Genomic DNA, 20,316 nt, shown 5'->3' with positions numbered 1-20,316 from the left:
CGGCGTTCACCCCGCGCAATGCCGCCCTGCTCACTGGCGCTTGACCGGCCGTCGGGCGCAGCGCAAGCGTTGCGTCCCTTGCCTCGTCATCTCCCATGATCGTCGTCTTCGGTTCCATCAACATCGACCTTGTCGCGAGCGTGCCCGCCCTGCCGCGCGCCGGCGAGACCGTGGCGGGACCGGACTATCGGGTGATCCCGGGCGGCAAGGGCGCCAACCAGGCGCTCGCCGCACGGCGCGCCGGTGCCGATGTCGTCATGGTCGGCGCCGTGGGTCGCGACGGCTTCGCCGGGCCTGCCCTGTCCGTCCTGTCGGCTGAGGGCGTGGACGTCTCGCGTGTCGCGTCTGTCGATGCCCCCACCGGTGCAGCCTTCATCGCTGTGGACGGCGAGGGGCAGAACCAGATCGTCGTCGCTGCAGGGGCGAATGCGGCCGTCCGGGCCGCCGCACTCGATGGACTGGCCGTGTCGCCACGCGACATCCTGCTGCTGCAGTGGGAGGTTCCGGAGCGCGAGATCCTGGCAGCCGCCGGCTGGGCGAGGGCGCGGGAGATGCGCGTCATGCTGAACCGCGCGCCGGCAGGGCCGATCTCAGCCGAACTTGCCGCGCTTCTCGATGTCGTCATCGTCAACGAGCACGAGGTTCTGTCGCTCGCCGCGGGCTTCGGCTTCGCCGATCAGGACGCCGACACCGTCGCAGCCGCGATGTCCGAACGCCATGCGCTGGCCGTCGCCGTCACCCTCGGCGCGGAAGGCGCCATCTGCTGGACCGATGGCATCCGCCACGAATCGCCGGCCTATCCCGTCGAGGTGGTCGACACGACGGCGGCCGGCGACACGTTCTGCGGCGCCCTCGCAGCCGCCCTCGACCGCCGTCGCGGCCTCGAGACAGCCGTCGAGTTCGCCGCCGCGGCCGGCTCGCTCGCCTGCACCCGCTTCGGCGCCCAGTCCAGCATTCCCGACCGTGCCGCCATTGAGGCGGCCGCTGCCGTCCTCGCGGACCAGCGCAATCCACACCACCGGAGGACGATCCCATGATCCGCAACCGCATCAAGCGCCGCGCCCAGGCCGGCGAGAAGCTCCTCGGGGCCTGGGTCTTCACCGGTTCGCCGACGGTCTGCGAGATCTATGCGCTGTCGGGCTACGACATCGTCCTCATCGACACCGAGCACACGCCGCTCGACGTCAAGGACGTGCTGGAATGCGTGCGCGCGGTGGAAGCCGGCGGCGGCGACGCCATGGTGCGCGTTCCGGGCCACGACTTCAGCCACTTCAAGCGGCTGCTCGATGCCGGCATCCATTCCTTCATGGTGCCGATGGTCGACACGGTCGAGCAGGCGCATTCGGTGATCCGCGCCTGCCTCTATCCGCCGCGCGGCCGCCGCGGCTTCGCCGCCACCGCAGCCCGCTCCGGCCTCTACGGTTTCCACGAGAATTATGCCGACGTCGCCCACGAGGAGACTTTCCTCGCCCTGCAGGTGGAAAGCGTCGAGGCGGCACGGGATGCCGGCACTATCGCCTCCATCGATGGCGTCGACTGCCTGTTCATCGGCCCCAACGATCTCGCCGGCTCCATGAACAAGCTGGGCAAGCTCACCGATCCGCAGCTCCTCTCGACCATCGACGATGCCGCCGCCGCCATCCACAAGGCCGGCAAAATCTCCGGCATCATCCCATTGCCGACCCGCGACGCCTCGGACTGCGCGGCGCGCGGCTTCGGCATCGTGATCGGCGAATGCGACGTGCCCACCCTGAAGGCCGGTGCGCTCGCCGACATCGCCCGCCACCGCAAGGCCTTTCCCGGCCGGCGCTGATCCCGCGCTGTCAGCCGGCGCGCAACAGCGTCAGGGCTTCGCTGACGATGGCGTCCGGGGCGGCATCGATCGGGACCCGGACGGCATTCTCGTCGGCCGTCGGCTCCTCGAGTGTCGCGAACTGGCTCCGGAGCAGGCTCGCCGGCATGAAATGGTCGCGGCGGGCCTTCATCCTCCCGTCGATGAGGTCGAACGAGCCCGCAAGGTGGACGAACCGCAGGCGTGCACCGCTCGTCCGGAGGCGGTCGCGATAGGCCCGCTTCAACGCCGAGCAGGCGATGACGACATGGCCGCCCCCGCGCTCCAGTTCCGCGACATGGGCGGCGATGGCATCGAGCCAGGGCCAGCGGTCATCGTCGGTCAGCGGCGCGCCGGACTTCATCTTCGCGACGTTGGAGGGCGGGTGGAAGGCGTCGCCGTCGCGAAAGTCCCAGCCGAGGGCATCGGCAAGTCCGATGCCGATGGTCGACTTCCCCGAGCCGGACACGCCCATGACGATGAGCGCGGTGGGCAGGGGCGGGTTCGCGGCTGCGGCCGCTCCGGCTGCGGCGCTCACTTCTGCTCCTGATGGCCGCCGAAGCCCTTGCGCATGGCGGAGAGTACCTTCTCGGCGAAGGTATGGTCCTGCCGTGAGCGGAAGCGGGTGTAGAGCGCCGAAGTCAGCACCTCGGCCGGCGTGGCCTGCTCGATGGCGGCCTCCACCGTCCAGCGCCCCTCGCCGGAATCGGAGACGTGGCCTGAATACTCTGCCAGCGCCGGGTCGGCGGCCAGCGCCTCGGCGGTGAGGTCGAGCAGCCAGGAGGTGACGACCGAGCCGCGCCGCCAGACCTCGGCGATGTCGGCGACGTCGAGGTCGAGCCTGAGGTCTTCCGAAAGGCGCGGCGATGAGGCGTTCCTCAGGATGTCGAAGCCCTCGGCGAAGGCCTGCATCATGCCGTACTCGATGCCGTTGTGGATCATCTTGACGTAGTGGCCGGCGCCGCTCGGCCCGCAGTGCAGATAGCCCTGCTCAGCCGTGCCGGTGCGGTCCTCGCGGTGGCGGGTCGCCGGGATGTCGCCGCGGCCGGGCGCCAGTGCCGCAAAGATCGGGTCGAGCCGCGCGACCGCCGCCTTCTCGCCGCCGATCATCAGGCAGTAGCCGCGCTCGAGCCCCCAGACGCCGCCGGACGTGCCGATGTCGAGATAGCAGATGCCGCGCGCCGCCAGCGCCTTGGCGCGGCGGATGTCGTCCTTCCAGAAGGTGTTGCCGCCGTCGATGATGGTGTCGCCGGGCGACAGAAGATCGGCGAGCGCGGAGACGGCGTTTTCCGTCACCGCGCCCGCGGGCAGCATGACCCAGACGGCCCGCGGCGTGGCGAGGCTGCTGCACAGGGCCTCAAGCGAGCCCGCGCCCGACGCGCCCTCCGCGGCGAGTTTCTGCGTTGTGGCCGGATCGGCATCATGGACGACGCATGCATGACCCGCCCGCATCAGGCGGCGGGCGATGTTCGCACCCATCCGGCCGAGCCCCAGCACGCCGATCTGCATGGACGTCCCCTCGCGTCTTTCTTTTTCGTTCCTCCGAACCAACCGAACTTCGGCGAGAAGTCAATGCCGCGCCGTTGCCCGACGGGGCTCCAGCGTGTAGAGGGCCGGGACTTTTCCGGAGAGAATGTTCATGTCCCAGCCCCGCTACGACGTCGCCGGCATCGGCAATGCCATCGTCGACGTGCTCGCCCGCACCGAGGATGACGTGCTCGCCCGGCTGGACGTGCCGAAGGGCGCCATGATGCTCATCGACGAGCCGCGCGCCGAGGCGATTTATGCCGCCATGGCGCAGACCGTGGAGATGTCGGGCGGCTCGGCCGCCAACACCATCGTCGGCTGCGGCATGCTGGGCCTGAAGCCGGCCTTCATCGGCAAGGTCCGCAACGACCAGCTCGGCGGCTCGTTCAACCATGGCATCCGCGCCGCTGGCGTTGACTTTCCGACCGCGGCCGCGACCGACGGCCCGGCGACGGCGCGCTGCTACATCCTGGTGACCCCGGACGGCGAGCGCACCATGAACACTTATCTCGGCGCGGCGCAGAACCTCTCGCCGGCCGATGTCGATGCCGAGACCATCGCCGTCTCGGGCGTCACCTATCTCGAGGGCTATCTCTGGGATCCGCCGGAAGCCAAGAAGGCCTTCCTCAAGGCCGCCGAGATCGCCCACGGCGCCGGCCGCAAGGTGGCTCTGACCCTCTCCGATTCCTTCTGCGTCGACCGCTACCGGGACGAGTTCCTCGGTCTCATCCGGGCCAAGACGGTCGACATCGTCTTCGCCAACGAGAGCGAGCTGAAGTCGCTCTACCAGACGGCGGATTTCGCAACCGCGCTCGATGCGCTGCGCGCCGACGCCTCCCTCGCCATCGTCACCCGCAGCGAGCAGGGGGCGATCGCCATCGAGGGCACGAGCCTCGTCTCCGCGCCGGCCTACCCCGTGGATAGGGTGGTCGACACGACCGGCGCCGGCGATCTCTTCGCCGCCGGCTTCCTGTCGGGCCATGCGCGCGGCCTCGGCCACGAGATGTCGCTGCGCCTCGGCGCTCTCTGCGCCGCCGAGATCATCAGCCACATGGGCGCCCGGCCCGAGGCCAACCTGAAGGCGCTGGCGGCCGAGAACGGCTTCGCGCTCTGAGGGCTTAGGCGCCGAGGAGCTTCAGCGTCGCCGGGTCGGGGGCGCCCCCGTAGAAGGCATCAAGCACCGCGACGAAGGGCTGCGGGTCGGCGGAGGCCAGCGCGAACAGTGTCATGGATGACCGCAGCTTGGCGGCATCCACCGGGCCGAGGATCGCCTCGGCGCTCTTCGGCCGGGCGGCCATCATCATGGCCATGGCCATCAGCAGCCGCGGCCCGAGCACCGGATGGGCGAGATAGGCCTCGGCCTCCTCGAGCCCCGACAGGGCGTAGCGCTGCGCCATGGCGCTGGTGCCGAGCCCGGCGATTTGCGGAAAGACGAACCACATCCAGTGCGAGGTCTTCGCGCCGTTGGCGAGTTCGGCGATGACCTGCTCGAACACCGGGTCCTGCGCCGCAACGAAGCGCTGGAGGTCGAAGTCCATCGCCCTAGCGCTCCCAGGCCATCTTGGCCCCATAGGCCATCATGACGACGCCGGTGCCCATGGCGAGGACCCGCCCGGTGGCGCCGGGCCGGCGGGCGAAGGGCAGTTTTCGCAGCGCGACGCCGAGGATCACGTAGTAGAGCGTCGACAGGGTGATCATCACGCCGACACCGGCGAGGCCGACCATGAGCGGCTGTTCGGCGAGACGCGTGACGGCGAACAGCGAGGACACGAAGACCAGCGACTTCGGGTTGCCAAGGGCGGTCGCAAGGCCGGTGAGAAAGGCCCGTCGCGGCGAGAGGGTGGCAGCGGGCGCGCGGGTGGTCTCGGCCGGGGGGCTGAAGTTGCGGCGGACGAGGCCGAGACCCATCCAGGCGAGATAGAGCCCGCCCGCGACCTTCACTGCCACCGCAGCCGCGGGGAACAGCTCGAACAGCCAGAACAGTCCGAAGAGGCCTGCAAGGCCCCAGCACAGCGTACCGATGACGATGGCGGCGGCCGATGCGATCACCGAGGCCGTCGGCGATGACAGGCCGATGGCCATGAACAGGATCATGTTCGGGCCGGGGGTGATGACCGCGATGAGCCACAGGCCGGCCAGGGCGAAAAGCGTGTCGGCGGGGCTCATGATCGGTCGCGCCTCAGCCGGTGATCCCGTCCATGCGCACGGCGAGGCCGGCCGCCTTCATGTGCCGCTTCACCTCGCCAATGGTGAAGGTGCCGAAATGGAAGACCGAGGCTGCGAGGACGGCGGTGGCGCCGCCCACGGCGATGCCCTCGACGAAATGGTCGAGGGTGCCGACCCCGCCCGAGGCGATGACCGGAACCGGAACGGCGTCGGCAATGGCGCGCGTCAGCTTCAGGTCGAAGCCGGACTTGGTGCCGTCACGATCCATGGAGGTCAGCAGGATCTCGCCGGCGCCCAGCGCCACCACCTCGCGGGCATAGGCGACCGCGTCGATGCCGGTCGGCTTGCGGCCGCCGTGGGTGAAGATTTCCCAGCGGTCCGCCTCGCCCTCGCCCGAGACCTTCTTGGCGTCGATGGCGACGACGATGCACTGGTCGCCGAACTTGTCGGCGGCACGTCCCACGAAGGCGCAGTCGTTCACGGCTGCCGTGTTGATCGACACCTTGTCGGCGCCGGACTGGAGCAGGGCCCGGATGTCCTCGACGGTGCGCACGCCGCCGCCGACGGTGAGCGGCATGAAGCAGGCCTCCGCCGTGCGGGTCACCACGTCGAACATGGTGCGGCGGTCGTCGGAGGAGGCGGTGATGTCGAGGAAGGTCAGTTCGTCGGCGCCAGCCGCGTCATAGGCCTTGGCGGCCTCGACCGGGTCACCGGCATCGATGAGGTCGACGAACTGCACGCCCTTGACGACGCGGCCGTCTTTCACGTCGAGGCAGGGGATGATGCGCACCTTGAAGGTCATGCGGCTGTCGCTCCCCGGATCAGCGCGATGGCCTCGGCCGGGTCGAGCCGGCCGTCATAGAGCGCCTTGCCGGTGATGGCGCCCTCGAGCTTTGCGGCACGCGGCGACAGGAGTTGGCGCACATCGTCCAGCGAGGCGAGGCCACCCGAGGCGATAACGGGAATGGCGACGGCATCGGCCAGCGCAATCGTGCCGTCCCAGTCGATGCCGGTCAGCATGCCGTCGCGGGCGATGTTGGTGTAGACGATGGCGGCGACGCCGGCATCCTCGAAGCGGCGGGCAAGGTCGTGCGCGGCAAGGCTCGATGTCTCGGCCCAGCCCTCGACAGCCACCCAGCCGTCGCGGGCGTCGATGCCGACCGCCACCTGGCCGGGAAAGGCTTTCGCGGCGGTCCTGACGAAGTCCGGATCGCGCACCGCCGCCGTGCCGATGATGACGCGCGAGACGCCCTTGCCGAGCCAGCCCTCGACGGTCGTCATGTCTCTGATGCCGCCGCCCAGCTGGACCGGGAAGGAGGTCGCCGCGCGGATCGCCTCGACGGCAGCTGCATTCACCGGCTTGCCGGCGAAGGCGCCGTCGAGATCGACGACGTGAAGATAGTCGAAGCCCTGCGTCTCGAAGGCGCGCGCCTGGGCCGCGGGGTTGTCGGCATAGACGGTCGCCTGTGCCATGTCGCCCTGGCGCAAACGCACACAGCGGCCTTCCTTGAGGTCGATCGCGGGGAAGAGCCTCACGGCCGCCACTCCAGGAAATTGCCGATGAGGGTCAGGCCGAGGCGCTGGCTCTTCTCGGGATGGAACTGCGTGCCCACCATGGTGTCGCGGGCGATCATCGCCGTGACCTTCGCGCCGTAGTCGGCATCGGCGAGGATCACGTCATCCGCCGTCGCGGTCAGGTGGTAGGAATGGACGAAGTAGGCGTGCAGGCCGTCCGGCCCGGTCGGAATGCCCGCGAGGACGGGATGATCGCGCGTGACGTTCAACGTGTTCCAGCCCATGTGCGGGATCTTCAATGTCGCGTCCGCCGGGCGGATCAGGTCGATGTCGCCGGGCACCCAGCCGAGGCCCGCCGTCGTGTCCTTCTCCAGCCCGCGTCCGGCCATCAGCTGCATGCCGACGCAGATGCCGAGGAAGGGCCGTCCGCGGCCACGCACGGCCTCGGTCAGGGCTTCCACCATGCCGGGCACGCCGATCAGCCCCGCCTTGCAGTCGGCGAAGGCGCCGACACCCGGCAGCACGATCCGGTCGGCCTTGCGCACGAGATCGGGATCGGCCGTGACGAGCACAGGCGTGTTGAGCCCGCGCTCGCGGGCCATCCGCTCGAAGGCCTTCTGCGCCGAGTGCAGGTTGCCCGAGCCGTAGTCGACGATGGCGACGCTCACCTTGCGCCCCGCCCGCCAGGCTCCGCTTCGGGAAAGAGGCCGATGACGGGCTGCGAGGCCTGCATCTGCGCTGGCGCAAGGGGGCGCCCCGGCGACGGCGAGTCTGTCCGTGTCGCGGCGCCGGTGGTCCGCTCGGCGAAATAGTGGCGCTCGGCGTCTCCGCGCGACGTGGCGACGACCACGGCCACCTCGCGGAAGCCACGGCGGCGCAGCGTCCAGCGCTTGAGGTTCGTCGCCTCGAGGCCGATCAGCAGGCTGAGGGCCGAGGTGATCAGTGTGCGCATCATCGGCGACAGGCCGGCCAGGATGAGCCCGAGGACCAGGAGCCCGATGACGGCGAGATAGGCGAAGGTCACCAGCCACATGCGGTTCCACGCGAACCACGCCCAGGGGGCCAGGAACGCGATGGGGGAAAAGGAATCGGGCACGAACTCGATGGCCTCGTCCTTGTCGAGCCCCGCTGGCGGCAGGTGGACGGTGAAGCTCGTCTGTCGGGCCATCAGAGCACACCCTTGGTCGAGGGAACCTCGTTCGCCCGTCTGGCATCAATGGCGAAGGCGGCGCGCAGCGCGCGCGCGAGGCCCTTGAAGCAGCTTTCGGCGACGTGGTGGGCATTGTCGCCGTAGAGCGTCTCGACATGCAGGGTGATGCCGGCATTCATGGCGAAGGCCTGGAAGAACTCGCGCACCAGCTCGGTGTCGAAGGTACCGATCTTGTGGCGGGCGAATTCGGTGCGGAAGACGAGGAAGGGCCGTCCCGACACGTCGACGGCGACGCGGGTCAGCGTCTCGTCCATCGGCAGGTGGACGTCGGCATAGCGGGTGATGCCCTTCATGTCGCCGAGCGCCTGGCGCACCGCCTGTCCGAGCGCGATGCCGACATCCTCCACCGTGTGGTGGTCGTCGATGTGAAGGTCGCCCGTCGCCTTCACGGTCAGGTCGATCATCCCATGACGTGCGATCTGGTCGAGCATGTGGTCGAAGAAGCCCACCCCGGTCGCGACCTCGGCGCGGCCGGAGCCGTCGAGGTCGACGGACACCGCAATGTCCGTTTCCTTGGTGGTGCGGGTGATCTGGCCCTTGCGCATGGCTCTCTCCGGACGATGGGGCGACTTCTATCAGCCGCGCGACCGGTTTGGAAAGGCGAAGCGCGCGGCTTGGTTGCCGGCTTCTGGCGCTGCTGACGCGGGCAGGCCGTCGCCATGGCATGATGAGGCGCAAACTGCCTTGGGAAAGTCCCCATGACCCACGATGATGCATTCGCCTGCGCCCTCGCCATGCCCGAGGCAGCCGCCCATCCCCATTTCGACCGCACCGCGGTCAGGGCGGGCAAGGGCCGGATTTTCGCGACATTCGGCGCAACCGGCGACATGAATGTCAGGCTGACGCCTGACGAGCAGGCGTTCTTCATCGAAAGCGCCCCCGCGATCGTCGCCCCCGTCGCCGGCGGCTGGGGCAGGCAGGGCTGGACCACGGTTTCGCTCCGGGCGGCCGACAAGGCCCTGGTGATGTCGATCCTGACCGCCGCCTGGCGTGGCGCGGCCTCGAAGAAGCTGCTCGCCGCGCATGGCGGCTGAGGACGGCCTGATGCCCCGCCTTGCGTCCGTCGGCGATCAGCCTACATCTCCCCTTCCCGGAGGTTCCATGAATTCCACCAGCGACAACGCCTTTCCCGGCTGGCACGCCACCACCATCTGCTCGGTCCGCAAGGACGGAAGGGTCGTGATCGGCGGCGATGGCCAGGTCAGCCTCGGCCAGACAGTGATCAAGGCCAACGCCCGAAAGGTGCGCCGCCTCGCCAAGGGCGACGTGATCGGCGGCTTTGCCGGCGCCACGGCCGATGCCTTCACGCTGTTCGAGCGGCTGGAGGCGAAGCTCGAGCAGTTTCCTGGCCAGCTCACCCGCGCGGCCGTGGAACTCGCCAAGGACTGGCGCACCGACCGCTACCTGCGCCGTCTCGAGGCGATGATGATCGTCGCCGACAAGGACGTCTCGCTGATTCTGACCGGCACGGGTGACGTGCTGGAGCCCGAGAACGGCATCGCCGCCATCGGTTCCGGCGGAAACTATGCCCTCGCCGCGGCGAAGGCGCTGGTCGATACCGACCACGATGCCGAGCAGATCGTGCGCAAGGCGATGAAGATCGCCTCGGAGATCTGCGTCTATACCAACGGCAACGTCGTCATCGAGAGCATCGGCTGAGGCGCCGGCCGTGCCGACCTACGATTTCCGCCCTCTCGTCCGCGCCGACCTGTCCCTCGTCAGGACCTGGCTCGGCAGGCCGCATGTCGCACGCTGGTGGGGCGAGGTCGACCGCGAGATGGCCGAGATCGAGAGCATCCTGACCGATCCGCATGTCGAGGCCTATTGCATGCTCCTCGACGGGCGGCCCGTCGGCTATTTCCAGCACTATGATCCCAATGCCGAGGACGACCACCCGTTCCGCGGCGAGCCGCCGGGCACCCTCGGTCTCGACCTCTCCATCGGCGCGGCGGACCTGATCGGCCGGGGCCATGGCTCCGCCTTCATCCGCACTTTCGCCGATGGAGCCTTCGCGAGGGGCGTGCCGCGCCTCATCACCGACCCGCACCCGGACAACTCCGCCTCCATCCGCGCCTTCGAGAAGGCCGGGTTCGTCCGGCGCTGGGTGCGCGACCTGCCACAATTCGGCCCCGCCCAGTTCATGACTTGCGACCCACCGGCGGTTAAGGTCGCAGAATGACCATGACATCCAGCCCCTTCCAGCGCATCTCCCCGACCATCGGTACGGCCCCCGCGCACAGCCCACAGGGCGGAGGGTTTCCGCTCTGGCAGGCGCTCCCGCTGATCCTGCTGCTGCTCGCGATCCAGGCCGGCGTCCTCTACGCCATGGGCCGGGTGCCGATCTGTACCTGCGGCACGGTGAAGCTCTGGCACGGCATCGTCATGAGCTCGGAGACCTCCCAGCACATCACCGACTGGTACACGGCGAGCCATGTCGTCCACGGTTTCCTGTTCTATTTCCTCGCCTGGCTCGTCCTGCCGAAGAGCTCGATCTGGACCCGGCTCGTTCTCGCCGTCGTCGTCGAGGGCGCCTGGGAGATTGCCGAGAACACGCCGACCATCATCGAGCGCTACCGCGCCACCACCATCTCCCTCGGCTACAACGGCGACAGTATCGTCAACTCGATCTCCGACACGCTCGCCATGATCGTCGGCTTCCTCATCGCCGCGCTGCTGCCGGCCTGGGCGACGCTGGGGCTTGCCATTGCGCTGGAGGTGGGGCTTGCCGCCCTCATCCGCGACAATCTGATCCTTAACATCATCATGCTGGTGCATCCCATCGATGCGATCCGGCTCTGGCAGCAGGGTGGCGGCTGAGCCGGGGTCCTTGATCTCGCCGCACCAGTCGCCATCTCTCCGCACTTCCGATCCGCATCGATCCAGGGTCCCGATGACCGACTTTTCCCCGCGCGAAATCGTCTCCGAACTCGACCGCCACATCATCGGGCAGAAGGACGCCAAGCGCGCCGTGGCCATCGCCCTGCGCAACCGCTGGCGTCGCCTGCAGCTCGACGAGAGCCTGCGGGAGGAGGTGCTGCCGAAGAACATCCTGATGATCGGCCCGACCGGCGTCGGCAAGACCGAGATCTCCCGCCGCCTGGCGAAGCTCGCCAACGCGCCCTTCCTTAAGGTGGAGGCGACCAAGTTCACCGAGGTCGGCTATGTCGGCCGCGACGTCGAGCAGATCGTCCGCGATCTCGTCGAGGTCGGCATCGGCCTCGTCCGCGAGACCAAGCGCCGCGACGTGCAGGCCAAGGCGCATCTCGGCGCCGAGGAGCGCGTGCTCGACGCCCTCGTCGGCAAGACCGCCTCGCCGGCCACCCGCGAGAGCTTCCGCAAGAAGCTGCGCGACGGCGAGATGGACGACAAGGAGATCGACATCGAGGTGTCGGCGGGCAATCCGCAGGGCCTGCCGATGATGGACATTCCCGGCATGCCCGGCGGCCAGATCGGCATCGCCAATCTCAACGACATGCTCGGCAAGATGATGGGCGGGCGCACCAAGCAGCGCCGCACGACGGTAAAGGAAGCCTACGACCCGCTGGTGCAGGAGGAGGCCGACAAGCTGGTCGACCAGGACAATCTCGTGCAGGAGGCGATCCATCTCGTCGAGAACAACGGCATCGTCTTCCTCGACGAGATCGACAAGATCTGCGGCCGTGAGGGCGCCCGGGGCGGCGAGGTTTCCCGCGAGGGTGTGCAGCGCGACCTGCTGCCGCTGATCGAGGGCACGACGGTCGCCACCAAGCACGGGCCGGTGAAGTCGGACCACATCCTGTTCATCGCCTCCGGCGCCTTCCACGTCGCCAAGCCCTCGGACCTTCTGCCCGAGCTGCAGGGCCGCCTGCCGATCCGCGTCGAGCTGAAACCGCTGACGCGCGAGGACCTGCGCTCCATCCTGACCGAGACGGAAGCGAGCCTGACCCGCCAGTCCATCGCCATGATGAAGACCGAGGGTGTTGATCTCGTGCTGACCGACGACGCGGTGGACGCCATCGCCGACCTGGCGGTCGAGGTGAACGCCTCGGTGGAGAACATCGGCGCGCGGCGGCTGCAGACCATCATCGAGCGGGTGCTGGACGACATCTCGTTCACGGCCACCGACCGGGCCGGCGAGACGGTGACGATCGACGGCGACTATGTGCGCAAGACGGTCGGAGATCTCGCCAAGAACGCCGACCTCAGCCGGTTCATCCTGTAGGCGGCACTCCCTGGAGACCGGACCGTTCTACCCGATCAGTTCGGGCCGGTATTCGAAGTGCATCGTGTCGTAGTGATACCACTTGCCGCCCCAGATGAACCGCTCCGCCTCGAAGACCTCGGCGATCTCGTAGGGAATGCGGTTGCGGTAGGGGATCTCGCCACGCGCCCGGGCCCACGACCAGTAGTCGGACTGGGCCACCGCGATGTCGATGGCCGCAGCATAGGCGTGCATGCTGAGCAGTCCGGTATCGGCCACCGCGCGGCAGTTGAACGTGCCGCCCGAGGGCACGAGATAGGCCTTGAGCCGGTCGGGCAGGCCCTCGAGCCCGTCGATGACACGCTCGAGCCGTGTCGCCACGTCGTTCACGGTTGTCATAGGCACGCGCTGCGGCTTCGTCTGCGGCATCCAGGTGACGCTGCGCTGGCGCCCGGCAGCCCCGCCGCGCCGGCAGTCGTCATACATCTTCACGAAAAAGGCGGTGTTGCGAAGCCGGCCGGGGCTGTGATCGCGTGCGGGAGCCCCGGAAGGACGTCCCGCCTCGTAGGGCTGGCGCAACTGGTCGGCGAGCGTCGCATCGCGCAGCATGGTCTCGAAGGGACGGGCCGGCAGGTCGGCGCCGGTGGGCATGCGCGCCCCGTCCCTCCAGACGAGGTCGGCGCCGTCGATCCCGGACAGATGGTCGGGATAGGCTGAGACAAGCCGGGCAAGGTTCGTCTCTTCCGCCGCTGCCGCAGCGCCGCGCGCCAGCAGAACCGGCGCCGCGAGGACGCCGAGGACCGCGCGCCGCGATGGGGCCGAGATCACAGGACGGCCGTCAGTCGGTGCAGCCGTTGAATCGCTCGGCCCGGATGATGGCCTGGATGATACGGCGCTGGGTGTTCGACAGCGGCACGTCGCCCTGACGGTCATAGACGCAGCCGGCGTTGCCGAAAGCGCGAACGGCGCGCGGCGTCGAGAAGCAGTATCCGGCGTCCTTGTAGATCTGGTTGCGCTCGTACCAGAGGTCCCGGCAGGACCAGGCGCCGTAGTCCTGGGCGGCGAGCCCGGCGGTGGAGGCGAGAAGCACGAGGACGGCGGCTGCAATCTTGGCAGGTGAGCGCGACATGGCTTGACCCTGTGACGAGACGAGGAACGTCGTCACCTTACGGCGACGACGTCCGGCCTGCCAATGATCCATGCCAAAGAGCGCGTCAGCGCGCCGCGTGGGTGGCGCGGGACAGATGGGCGGCGGCGCCGTCGGGGGTCGCCCGCAGCGGCATGCGCGCAATCGCCTCGTGGGCGGTGATGAAGGTGGCGATGGCCTGCGTGCGCCGCTCGACGCCGAGCTTCCGCAGGATCGAGGAGACGTGCGACTTCACCGTGCCCTCGGAGATGCCGAGGTCATAGGCGATCTGCTTGTTGAGGCGGCCGCGGCTCATCAGGTCGAGGACCTTGAACTGCTGGCCGGAGAGGGCGTCGAGCTTGCGCGACGAGGACAGGTCGCCCTCGGGATCGACGGCGATCACCACCGGCCACCAGGTGCGCGCCGAGAGGACGCTCGCCAACGCGGCGCGCAGATGATCGGCGGGCAGGTCGAGCGGAAGCGCCGCCACCGCTCCGCGGCTGCGCGCTTCCTGCACGGGACGGCGGTCCGCATGGTCGATGAGGACGGCGACGCGCGCTTCCGGCGCCAGATCGAGCGTGTCGAGATCGGCGAGCGTGGCGATGACGAGCATCGCCTTGGCCGGGTCGGTGGCGAGCGCGCCGGGATGGCCGGCGCGCACGAGGGCCTCGATCGTCTCGGCGACGATGGGGAAGGGGTGTCGCACGGCGAACTGAAGCGTGTCGCGGGTGCTGGCGAGAGTGTCGGCGGTCATGGTCGTGTCCTCCAGGAGCCAGTTGGCGCGTCGTTTGTTTCGATCTTGATTGGGACAAAGGCTAGCACCGCCCGAGCCGGCGTCAAAATGCGAAAGGTCATGCTGCGAAATTGCAAAATTTTTGCATTTCCACCTTATGACCGATATGGATCGGACTATGCCGAACGGTCGGGACAGGAGGCCGCGCCATGTCGAGGAAGGTTTTCGTCGGGCCCGCCCTGCGCAGGTTGCGTGAAGAGACGCGCCTGACACAGACCGCCTTTGCGCAGAGGCTGGGCCTGTCGGTCAGCTATCTCAACCAGATCGAGAACAACCAGCGCCCCGTCACGGCGAGTGTCCTGGTCGCGCTCGGCCAGACTTTCGGGGTGGATCTGGCGACCTTCGCCACCGACGACACCGACCGGCTCGTCACCGACCTGCGCGAGGCCTCGGCAGACCCTCTCCTGACCGACACGGCGCCCAGCCTGCAGGACCTCAAGCGCGTCGCCTCCGACAGTCCGGCCTTCGCCCGCGCCTTCCTGAGGCTGCACCAGACGGCCCGCCGCCTCGGCGAGCGCCTGCAGGCGGCAGGCGATACGCCCATCCTGCCGCCCTCGGGCGAGGAGACGGCGGGCGCCCTGCTGCCCTACGAGGAGGTGCGCGACTATTTCCACTACGTCGACAACTATGTCGACGACCTCGACCGGGCCGCCGAGGACCTCGCCGAGCGCCTCGGCCTCGCCGCCGCCAGCGACCGGCTTCAGGTTCTCGCCGGTTATCTCGCCGCCCGCCATGGCCTCAACGTCGATGTCAACGGCAACCTCGGCGACGACATCCTCGAGCGCTACGAGGCCGGTCCCAACATCATCGTCCTCGATGGCTCGCTCGACTCTTCCACGCGCGCCTTCCTGCTCGCCAACCGCATCGCCCGGCTCGAGCAGTCCGACACCATGGCGGGCATCGTGTCGGGGGCGGGCTTCCGCTCGCGCGCGGCCGGCGACATCGGCCGCGTCGCCCTGGCCAACTACTTCGCCGGGGCGCTGCTGCTGCCCTACCGGCGCTTCCTCGCCGCGGCCAAGGACACCCGCCACGACCTCGACTGGCTCGGTCGGATCTTCGGCGCCAGCCTGGAGCAGATCTGCCATCGCCTGTCGACGCTGCAGCGTTCCGGCCAGCGCGGTATCCCCTTCTACTTCGTCAAGGTCGACCGGGCCGGCAATGTCATCAAGCGCCACTCGGCAACGCGATTCCAGTTCGCCCGCTTCGGCGGCGCCTGCCCTCTGTGGAACGTTCACGAGGCCTTCGAGCAGGCCGGGCGAACCTTCGTCCAGGTCGCGGAGATGCCGGATGGCATCCGCTATCTGTCGCTCGCCCGTGCCGTCACCAAGGGCGCTCCCCACTGGCGCGCGCCGGTGCGCCGCTATGCTTTCGGGCTCGGCTGCGAGACGTCCTATGCCGGCGAGATCGTCTATTCCGAGGGCATCGATCTCAAGGCCGACGCCCATGTCGCCAAGATCGGCGTCTCCTGCCGCATTTGCGAGCGCGCCAACTGTCACCAGCGTGCCGTGCCGCCGATCGACCGCGAGATCCGCGTGCCGACCGACCGCCGCAAGGTCGTGCCCTTCGATCTGAGCTGACAGTCACCGCCTCGTCAGCGTGCGCGCCACCGCGTCCTTCCAGCGAGCCAGCTTCGCCTGCCGCGTCTCCGCGTCCATCCTCGGCGTGAAGCGCCGGTCCAGCGCCCAGCTCTTGGCGAACTCCGCCGGCGGCGGGCAGACGCCCTGCGCGAGGCCTGCGAGATAGGCGGCGCCGAGGGCGGTCGTCTCCAGAACCTTCGGCCGGTCGACGGGGGAGTCCAGAATGTCGGCGAGGCGCTGCATGGTCCAGTCGGAAGCGACCATGCCGCCATCGACGCGCAGCACCGTTCCCGAAGCCCCGGCCCCTGGCCAGTCCGCCTTCATGGCGCCGAGCAGGTCCGAGGTCTGGAAGCAGACGCTCTCCAGCGCCGCCCGCGCCATCTCCTTCGGTCCCGTGCCGCGCGTCAGGCCGAAGATGGCGCCGCGGCAGTCGGCGTCCCAGTAGGGTGCGCCGAGGCCGACGAAGGCCGGCACCAGGATCACCTCCTGGTTGGGATCGGAGGCAGCCGCCAGCGCCCCCGTCTCGCCCGCCATCTTTACGATCCCCAGTCCGTCGCGCAGCCATTGCACGGCGGCGCCGGCGACGAAGATCGAGCCTTCCAGCGCATAGGTCCGCTGGCCGTCCAACTGGTAGGCGATGGTGGTCAGCAGCTTGTTGCGTGAGGTCACGGCTTCCGGACCCGTATTGAGCAACGCGAAGCAGCCGGTGCCGTAGGTCGACTTCATCATGCCCGGCGTAAAGCAGGCCTGGCCGACCGTCGCCGCCTGCTGGTCGCCGGCCATGCCGCCGATGGCGATCGCGCCGCCGAAGAGGGCGGGGTCGGTCGTGCCGAAGGCGGCGGCGCAATCCTTCACCTCGGGAAGCATCGCCATGGGTACGTCGAGGAGCCGGCAAAGGTCGGTGTCCCATTCACCGCGATGGATGTCGAAGAGCATGGTGCGCGATGCATTCGTCGCATCCGTCGCATGGACCCTGCCGCCGGTCAGGCGCCAGAGCAGGAAGGAATCGATGGTGCCGAAGGCGAGTTCGCCACGCGCGGCACGGGCGCGGGCGCCCGGAACGGTGTCCAGGATCCAGGCGAGCTTGGTGCCGGAGAAATAGGGATCGATGACCAGCCCCGTCCGCGACTTGACCAGTGCTTCGTGGCCCTCTTCCCGCAGGCGCGCACAGGTCGTCGAGGTGCGCCGGTCCTGCCAGACGATGGCCCGGTGGATCGCCTTTCCCGTCGCCCGGTCCCAGACGACGACGGTCTCGCGCTGGTTGGTGATGCCAATGCCGGCGACGTCGGCCGTCGTCACGCCGGCCTTGGCCAGCGCCTTGCGGGTGGTGGCGACCACGCCTGACCAGATGTCTTCCGGCTCGTGCTCGACCCAGCCCGAGGCCGGGAAGTGCTGCGTGAACTCCTGCTGGGCGACAGCCACGACGCTGAGATCGGCCGCGAAGACGATGGCCCGCGACGACGTCGTGCCCTGGTCGATGGCGACAATGACGGGACGGTGTCCGGTGGACGGCATGCGCGTTTCCCCATGCGATGGCGCGGCTGGAGCCGCGTCGGTTGCCAGCCATAGTGCCACCGTCGGCCCTTGCGGCGGAAGGCAAAAGGCGTCAGACGAAGGTCAAGGGCGCCGGGCGCACGGGGAATAGCATGGCCGATGGAACGGTCGACCTTCTGGTGGTCGGCGGAGGCATCAACGGAGCCGGCATCGCGCGCGATGCCGCCGGGCGCGGCGCCAGCGTCATGCTGGTCGAGCAGGACGATCTCGCCAGCGCGACCTCGTCATGGTCGACGAAGCTGATCCATGGCGGCCTGCGCTACCTCGAATTTTACAAGTTCCGCCTCGTCCGCGAGGCATTGATCGAGCGCGAGGTGCTCTGGGGCATCGCGCCGCACATCATCCGGCCGCTGCGCTTCGTGCTGCCGCACCACAAGGGCCTGCGCCCGGCGTGGCTGCTGCGGCTCGGCCTGTTCCTCTACGACCACCTCGGCGGCCGCAAGCGCCTCTGGCCGACCCGCACGCTGGACCTGACGACCGATGCTGCTGGCCAGCCCTTGAAACCCGGCTTCTGTAAGGGCTTCGAATATTCCGACTGCCGGGTCGACGATGCGCGGCTGGTGGTGCTGAACGCGCGCGACGCGGCTGATCGTGGTGCCGTCATCCGCACCCGCACGCGGGCCGTGGCCGCTGCGCGTGAGGATGGGCTGTGGCGCGTTACGCTTGAGGACCGGGCGACCGGTGGCCAGGAGACGGTGACGGCGAAGGCGCTGGTCAACGCAGCCGGCCCCTGGGTCGAGAGCTTTCTCACCGGTGTCGCCGGAACGACGCCGCCGGCGAAGGTCCGGCTGGTCCAGGGCTCGCACATCGTCGTGCCGCGCATCTTCGACCACGACCGGGCCTACATCTTCCAGAATTCCGACAACCGCATCATCTTCGCGATCCCCTTCGAGCAGGATTTCACGCTGATCGGCACCACCGATCAGGACTATGCCGGCGACCCGGCGGCGGTGAAGGCGAGCGATGCGGAGATCGCCTATCTCTGCGCGGCGGCGAGCGAGTATTTCCGCCAGGGGGTGACCGTGGGCGATGTCGTCTGGACCTATTCCGGCGTCCGTCCGCTCTACGACGACGGTGCCTCAGCCGCGCAGGAAGCGACGCGCGACTACGTCCTGCACAAGGACGGCGGCGGCACCGTTGCGCCGCTTCTCTCCGTCTTCGGCGGCAAGATCACCACCTACCGGCGTCTCGCCATCAGCGCCCTTGAGCAATTGGCCGCGGACCTGCCGGTGCTGCGCGACCGGATCGGCTGGACCGGCAAGGCGGCGCTGCCGGGAGGCGACTATCCGGCCGACCTTCCCTATTCCTGTGGCGAGGGGCTGTGGCGCAGCCATCCCTTCCTCGATCCGCAGGTGGCCGCGCGCCTCGCCCGGTCCTATGGCACCCGCGCGAAGGCGATCCTCGATGGCGCGACCTCCATGTCCGATCTCGGCCGCGACTTCGGTTGCGGCCTGACGGAGGCCGAGATCGCCTATCTGAAGCGCGAGGAATGGGCGGTGACGGCCGACGACGTGCTGTGGCGGCGCTCCAAGCTCGGCCTGCATCTCGATGCGGGGCAGCGCGCCGCGGTCGCGGCGCATCTCGGCGGATGAGCGGCGGCCGGCCTGCGGTCATGGTCGTCGGGGCCGGTCCGGCCGGCCTCTACGCGGCGGAACGGCTGGCCGCGGCCGGCGCCACGGTGACGGTCTTCGACCACATGGCCTCGCCGGCGCGCAAGTTGCTCCTCGCCGGCCGGGGAGGGCTCAACCTCACCCATTCGGAGCCACGCGAAGCCTTCCTCGCGCGCTATGGAAACCTGCCGCCGCTGTTGCGGGCAGCGCTCGAGGCCTTTCCCCCGCCAGCGCTGCGGGCCTGGGTCGAGGGCCTCGGCCAGACGACCTTCGTCGGCTCATCAGGCCGGGTGTTCCCGGTCGCGTTCAAGGCCTCGCCGCTGGTCCGCGCCTGGCTCGCCCGCCTCTCCGACCTCGGTGTGACGCTGGCGATGCGGCATCGCTTCGTCGGCTTCCCGGCGGACGGCAGCCTTGCGGTCGTCGGTCCGGAAGGTCCACGCGCGGTGCCCTGTGACGCCGCCCTCCTCGCGCTCGGCGGCGCGAGCTGGCCGCGCATGGGCTCCGACGGCGGCTGGACGGCGATCCTGAGAGGCAAGGGCATCGCCGTCGCGGACCTGCGCCCGGCGAATATGGGGATCGAGATCGACTGGACAGCCGATTTTCGCGATCGCTTCGCGGGTCAGCCGCTGAAGCCGATCGCGCTGACAGTCGTCGGCCAGACCAGCCGCGGCGAGGCGGTCATCACCACCCATGGGCTGGAAGGGGGCGCCGTCTATGCCCTCACTGCCGTGATCCGCGACGCCGTGGCGGCGGAGGGAAGCGCCGTCATCCATATCGACCTCAAGCCGGATGCGGCGGTCGAGATACTGCGGACCAGGCTGGACCGGGCGCGGGCGAAGGACTCGCTTTCCAGCATCCTAAAGAAGCAACTCTCCCTGCCCCCCCAGGCCATCGGTCTGCTGCGCGAGGCGACGGGCGGCCCGCTGCCGCGCGACGCGGAGGCCCTCGCGTCGCTGATCAAGGCCGTTCCCCTCGGGGTGACCGCGGTGCGCGCCCTCGACAGGGCCATCTCCACGGCCGGCGGCGTCCGCTTCGACGAGGTGGGGGACGGTTTCGCGCTCACGAAGATGCCCGGGGTTTTCGTCGCCGGCGAGATGCTCGACTGGGAGGCTCCGACAGGGGGCTATCTGCTGCAGGCGACCTTTGCCTCAGCCGAGGCGGCCGCACAGGGAATGGCCCGGCGGCTGGGGCTCGCTCTGCCGCGTCTGCCCGCCAGCCGTTGGTAGG

The 20,316-nt window shown here is 69.1% G+C and carries 24 protein-coding genes; 11 read left to right on the top strand and 13 right to left on the bottom strand.

Annotated elements, in window-relative coordinates; genetic code table 11:
• The first annotated feature begins 95 nt into the window (after positions 1 to 95).
• A complete protein-coding gene (locus tag ACJ4V0_RS05745) occupies positions 96 to 1,037 on the top strand; it encodes a ribokinase (RefSeq protein WP_448298606.1) in 942 nt (313 codons plus the stop codon).
• A complete protein-coding gene (locus ACJ4V0_RS05740) occupies positions 1,034 to 1,813 on the top strand; it encodes an HpcH/HpaI aldolase family protein (RefSeq protein WP_448298605.1) in 780 nt (259 codons plus the stop codon). The genes ACJ4V0_RS05745 and ACJ4V0_RS05740 overlap by 4 nt, the downstream gene beginning before the upstream one ends.
• 10 nt (positions 1,814 to 1,823) lie before the next feature.
• Here the strand turns inward: ACJ4V0_RS05740 and ACJ4V0_RS05735 are convergent, their stop codons facing one another.
• Both ACJ4V0_RS05735 and gnd read right to left on the bottom strand, forming a co-directional pair.
• The gene (locus ACJ4V0_RS05735; protein WP_448298604.1) at positions 1,824 to 2,369 is read right to left on the bottom strand and encodes a gluconokinase; all 546 of its coding nucleotides are present in this window, start codon (positions 2,367 to 2,369) and stop codon (positions 1,824 to 1,826) included.
• Positions 2,366 to 3,340 carry a phosphogluconate dehydrogenase (NAD(+)-dependent, decarboxylating) gene (gnd, locus tag ACJ4V0_RS05730; RefSeq protein WP_448298603.1) on the bottom strand — a complete coding sequence of 325 codons (975 nt, stop codon included), beginning with the start codon at positions 3,338 to 3,340 and terminating at the stop codon, positions 2,366 to 2,368. The genes ACJ4V0_RS05735 and gnd overlap by 4 nt, the downstream gene beginning before the upstream one ends.
• 130 nt (positions 3,341 to 3,470) lie before the next feature.
• On the opposite strand from gnd, the gene ACJ4V0_RS05725 reads away from it, so the two are divergent.
• A complete protein-coding gene (locus tag ACJ4V0_RS05725; RefSeq protein WP_448298602.1) occupies positions 3,471 to 4,472 on the top strand; it encodes an adenosine kinase in 1,002 nt (333 codons plus the stop codon).
• Positions 4,473 to 4,476: 4 nt separating this feature from the next.
• On the opposite strand, the gene ACJ4V0_RS05720 is transcribed toward ACJ4V0_RS05725, so the two are convergent.
• Genes ACJ4V0_RS05720 through hisB form a run of 7 tightly spaced genes read right to left on the bottom strand, consistent with a single transcriptional unit; the run spans position 4,477 to position 8,794 of the window.
• Positions 4,477 to 4,896 carry a DUF1810 domain-containing protein gene (locus ACJ4V0_RS05720; RefSeq protein ID WP_448298601.1) on the bottom strand — a complete coding sequence of 140 codons (420 nt, stop codon included), beginning with the start codon at positions 4,894 to 4,896 and terminating at the stop codon, positions 4,477 to 4,479.
• 4 nt (positions 4,897 to 4,900) lie between these two features.
• Entirely contained in the window at positions 4,901 to 5,524 is a 624-nt protein-coding gene (locus ACJ4V0_RS05715; RefSeq protein ID WP_448298600.1) for a LysE family translocator, read from the bottom strand.
• Positions 5,525 to 5,537: 13 nt separating this feature from the next.
• Positions 5,538 to 6,326 carry an imidazole glycerol phosphate synthase subunit HisF gene (hisF, locus tag ACJ4V0_RS05710; RefSeq protein ID WP_448298599.1) on the bottom strand — a complete coding sequence of 263 codons (789 nt, stop codon included), beginning with the start codon at positions 6,324 to 6,326 and terminating at the stop codon, positions 5,538 to 5,540.
• Entirely contained in the window at positions 6,323 to 7,069 is a 747-nt protein-coding gene (gene hisA, locus ACJ4V0_RS05705) for a 1-(5-phosphoribosyl)-5-[(5-phosphoribosylamino)methylideneamino]imidazole-4-carboxamide isomerase (protein WP_448298598.1), read from the bottom strand. Before hisA ends, hisF begins: the two co-directional genes overlap by 4 nt.
• On the bottom strand, positions 7,057 to 7,707 hold the full coding sequence (hisH, locus tag ACJ4V0_RS05700; protein ID WP_448298597.1) for an imidazole glycerol phosphate synthase subunit HisH: 651 nt from the start codon (positions 7,705 to 7,707) through the stop codon (positions 7,057 to 7,059). Before hisH ends, hisA begins: the two co-directional genes overlap by 13 nt.
• Entirely contained in the window at positions 7,704 to 8,207 is a 504-nt protein-coding gene (locus ACJ4V0_RS05695; protein ID WP_448298596.1) for a DUF2628 domain-containing protein, read from the bottom strand. The genes hisH and ACJ4V0_RS05695 overlap by 4 nt, the downstream gene beginning before the upstream one ends.
• Positions 8,207 to 8,794: an imidazoleglycerol-phosphate dehydratase HisB gene (gene hisB, locus ACJ4V0_RS05690; protein WP_448298595.1), complete on the bottom strand. Its 588-nt coding sequence runs from the start codon at positions 8,792 to 8,794 to the stop codon at positions 8,207 to 8,209. Before hisB ends, ACJ4V0_RS05695 begins: the two co-directional genes overlap by 1 nt.
• Before the next feature lie 153 nt (positions 8,795 to 8,947).
• On the opposite strand from hisB, the gene ACJ4V0_RS05685 reads away from it, so the two are divergent.
• The 5 genes from ACJ4V0_RS05685 to hslU all read left to right on the top strand — a co-directional run bounded on the left by ACJ4V0_RS05685 (position 8,948) and on the right by hslU (position 12,450).
• Complete coding sequence (locus ACJ4V0_RS05685) at positions 8,948 to 9,283, top strand: MmcQ/YjbR family DNA-binding protein (protein ID WP_448298594.1); 336 nt, start codon at positions 8,948 to 8,950, stop codon at positions 9,281 to 9,283.
• 67 nt (positions 9,284 to 9,350) lie between these two features.
• A complete protein-coding gene (gene hslV, locus ACJ4V0_RS05680) occupies positions 9,351 to 9,908 on the top strand; it encodes an ATP-dependent protease subunit HslV (protein WP_448298593.1) in 558 nt (185 codons plus the stop codon).
• A 10-nt stretch (positions 9,909 to 9,918) separates the two neighbouring features.
• On the top strand, positions 9,919 to 10,428 hold the full coding sequence (locus ACJ4V0_RS05675; protein WP_448298592.1) for a GNAT family N-acetyltransferase: 510 nt from the start codon (positions 9,919 to 9,921) through the stop codon (positions 10,426 to 10,428).
• Between the two features lie 38 nt (positions 10,429 to 10,466).
• Complete coding sequence (locus ACJ4V0_RS05670) at positions 10,467 to 11,066, top strand: DUF2585 domain-containing protein (protein WP_448298934.1); 600 nt, start codon at positions 10,467 to 10,469, stop codon at positions 11,064 to 11,066.
• Between the two features lie 73 nt (positions 11,067 to 11,139).
• Entirely contained in the window at positions 11,140 to 12,450 is a 1,311-nt protein-coding gene (gene hslU / locus ACJ4V0_RS05665; RefSeq protein ID WP_448298591.1) for an ATP-dependent protease ATPase subunit HslU, read from the top strand.
• A 27-nt stretch (positions 12,451 to 12,477) separates the two neighbouring features.
• Here hslU and ACJ4V0_RS05660 read toward each other — a convergent pair whose 3' ends face one another.
• The 3 genes from ACJ4V0_RS05660 to ACJ4V0_RS05650 all read right to left on the bottom strand — a co-directional run bounded on the left by ACJ4V0_RS05660 (position 12,478) and on the right by ACJ4V0_RS05650 (position 14,309).
• The gene (locus ACJ4V0_RS05660; RefSeq protein ID WP_448298590.1) at positions 12,478 to 13,257 is read right to left on the bottom strand and encodes a M15 family metallopeptidase; all 780 of its coding nucleotides are present in this window, start codon (positions 13,255 to 13,257) and stop codon (positions 12,478 to 12,480) included.
• A gap of 10 nt (positions 13,258 to 13,267) precedes the next feature.
• Positions 13,268 to 13,558: a YARHG domain-containing protein gene (locus ACJ4V0_RS05655; RefSeq protein ID WP_448298589.1), complete on the bottom strand. Its 291-nt coding sequence runs from the start codon at positions 13,556 to 13,558 to the stop codon at positions 13,268 to 13,270.
• Between the two features lie 85 nt (positions 13,559 to 13,643).
• Positions 13,644 to 14,309 (bottom strand): response regulator transcription factor, encoded by a 666-nt coding sequence (locus ACJ4V0_RS05650; RefSeq protein ID WP_448298588.1) that lies wholly within the window; start codon positions 14,307 to 14,309, stop codon positions 13,644 to 13,646.
• A 188-nt stretch (positions 14,310 to 14,497) separates the two neighbouring features.
• Here ACJ4V0_RS05650 and ACJ4V0_RS05645 point away from each other — a divergent pair, with 188 nt between their 5' ends.
• Complete coding sequence (locus ACJ4V0_RS05645; RefSeq protein ID WP_448298587.1) at positions 14,498 to 15,925, top strand: helix-turn-helix domain-containing protein; 1,428 nt, start codon at positions 14,498 to 14,500, stop codon at positions 15,923 to 15,925.
• A 3-nt stretch (positions 15,926 to 15,928) separates the two neighbouring features.
• Here ACJ4V0_RS05645 and glpK read toward each other — a convergent pair whose 3' ends face one another.
• A complete protein-coding gene (gene glpK, locus ACJ4V0_RS05640; protein WP_448298586.1) occupies positions 15,929 to 17,440 on the bottom strand; it encodes a glycerol kinase GlpK in 1,512 nt (503 codons plus the stop codon).
• Positions 17,441 to 17,571: 131 nt separating this feature from the next.
• Here glpK and glpD point away from each other — a divergent pair, with 131 nt between their 5' ends.
• Both glpD and ACJ4V0_RS05630 read left to right on the top strand, forming a co-directional pair.
• The gene (gene glpD / locus ACJ4V0_RS05635; protein WP_448298585.1) at positions 17,572 to 19,071 is read left to right on the top strand and encodes a glycerol-3-phosphate dehydrogenase; all 1,500 of its coding nucleotides are present in this window, start codon (positions 17,572 to 17,574) and stop codon (positions 19,069 to 19,071) included.
• On the top strand, positions 19,068 to 20,315 hold the full coding sequence (locus ACJ4V0_RS05630; RefSeq protein WP_448298584.1) for a TIGR03862 family flavoprotein: 1,248 nt from the start codon (positions 19,068 to 19,070) through the stop codon (positions 20,313 to 20,315). Before glpD ends, ACJ4V0_RS05630 begins: the two co-directional genes overlap by 4 nt.
• The last annotated feature ends 1 nt before the right edge of the window (position 20,316 follow it).

This window comes from Phreatobacter aquiterrae, from assembly GCF_053471285.1.
The sequence above is the reverse complement of the archived record's forward strand: the minus strand, read 5'-3'. Positions and strand labels throughout refer to the sequence as shown.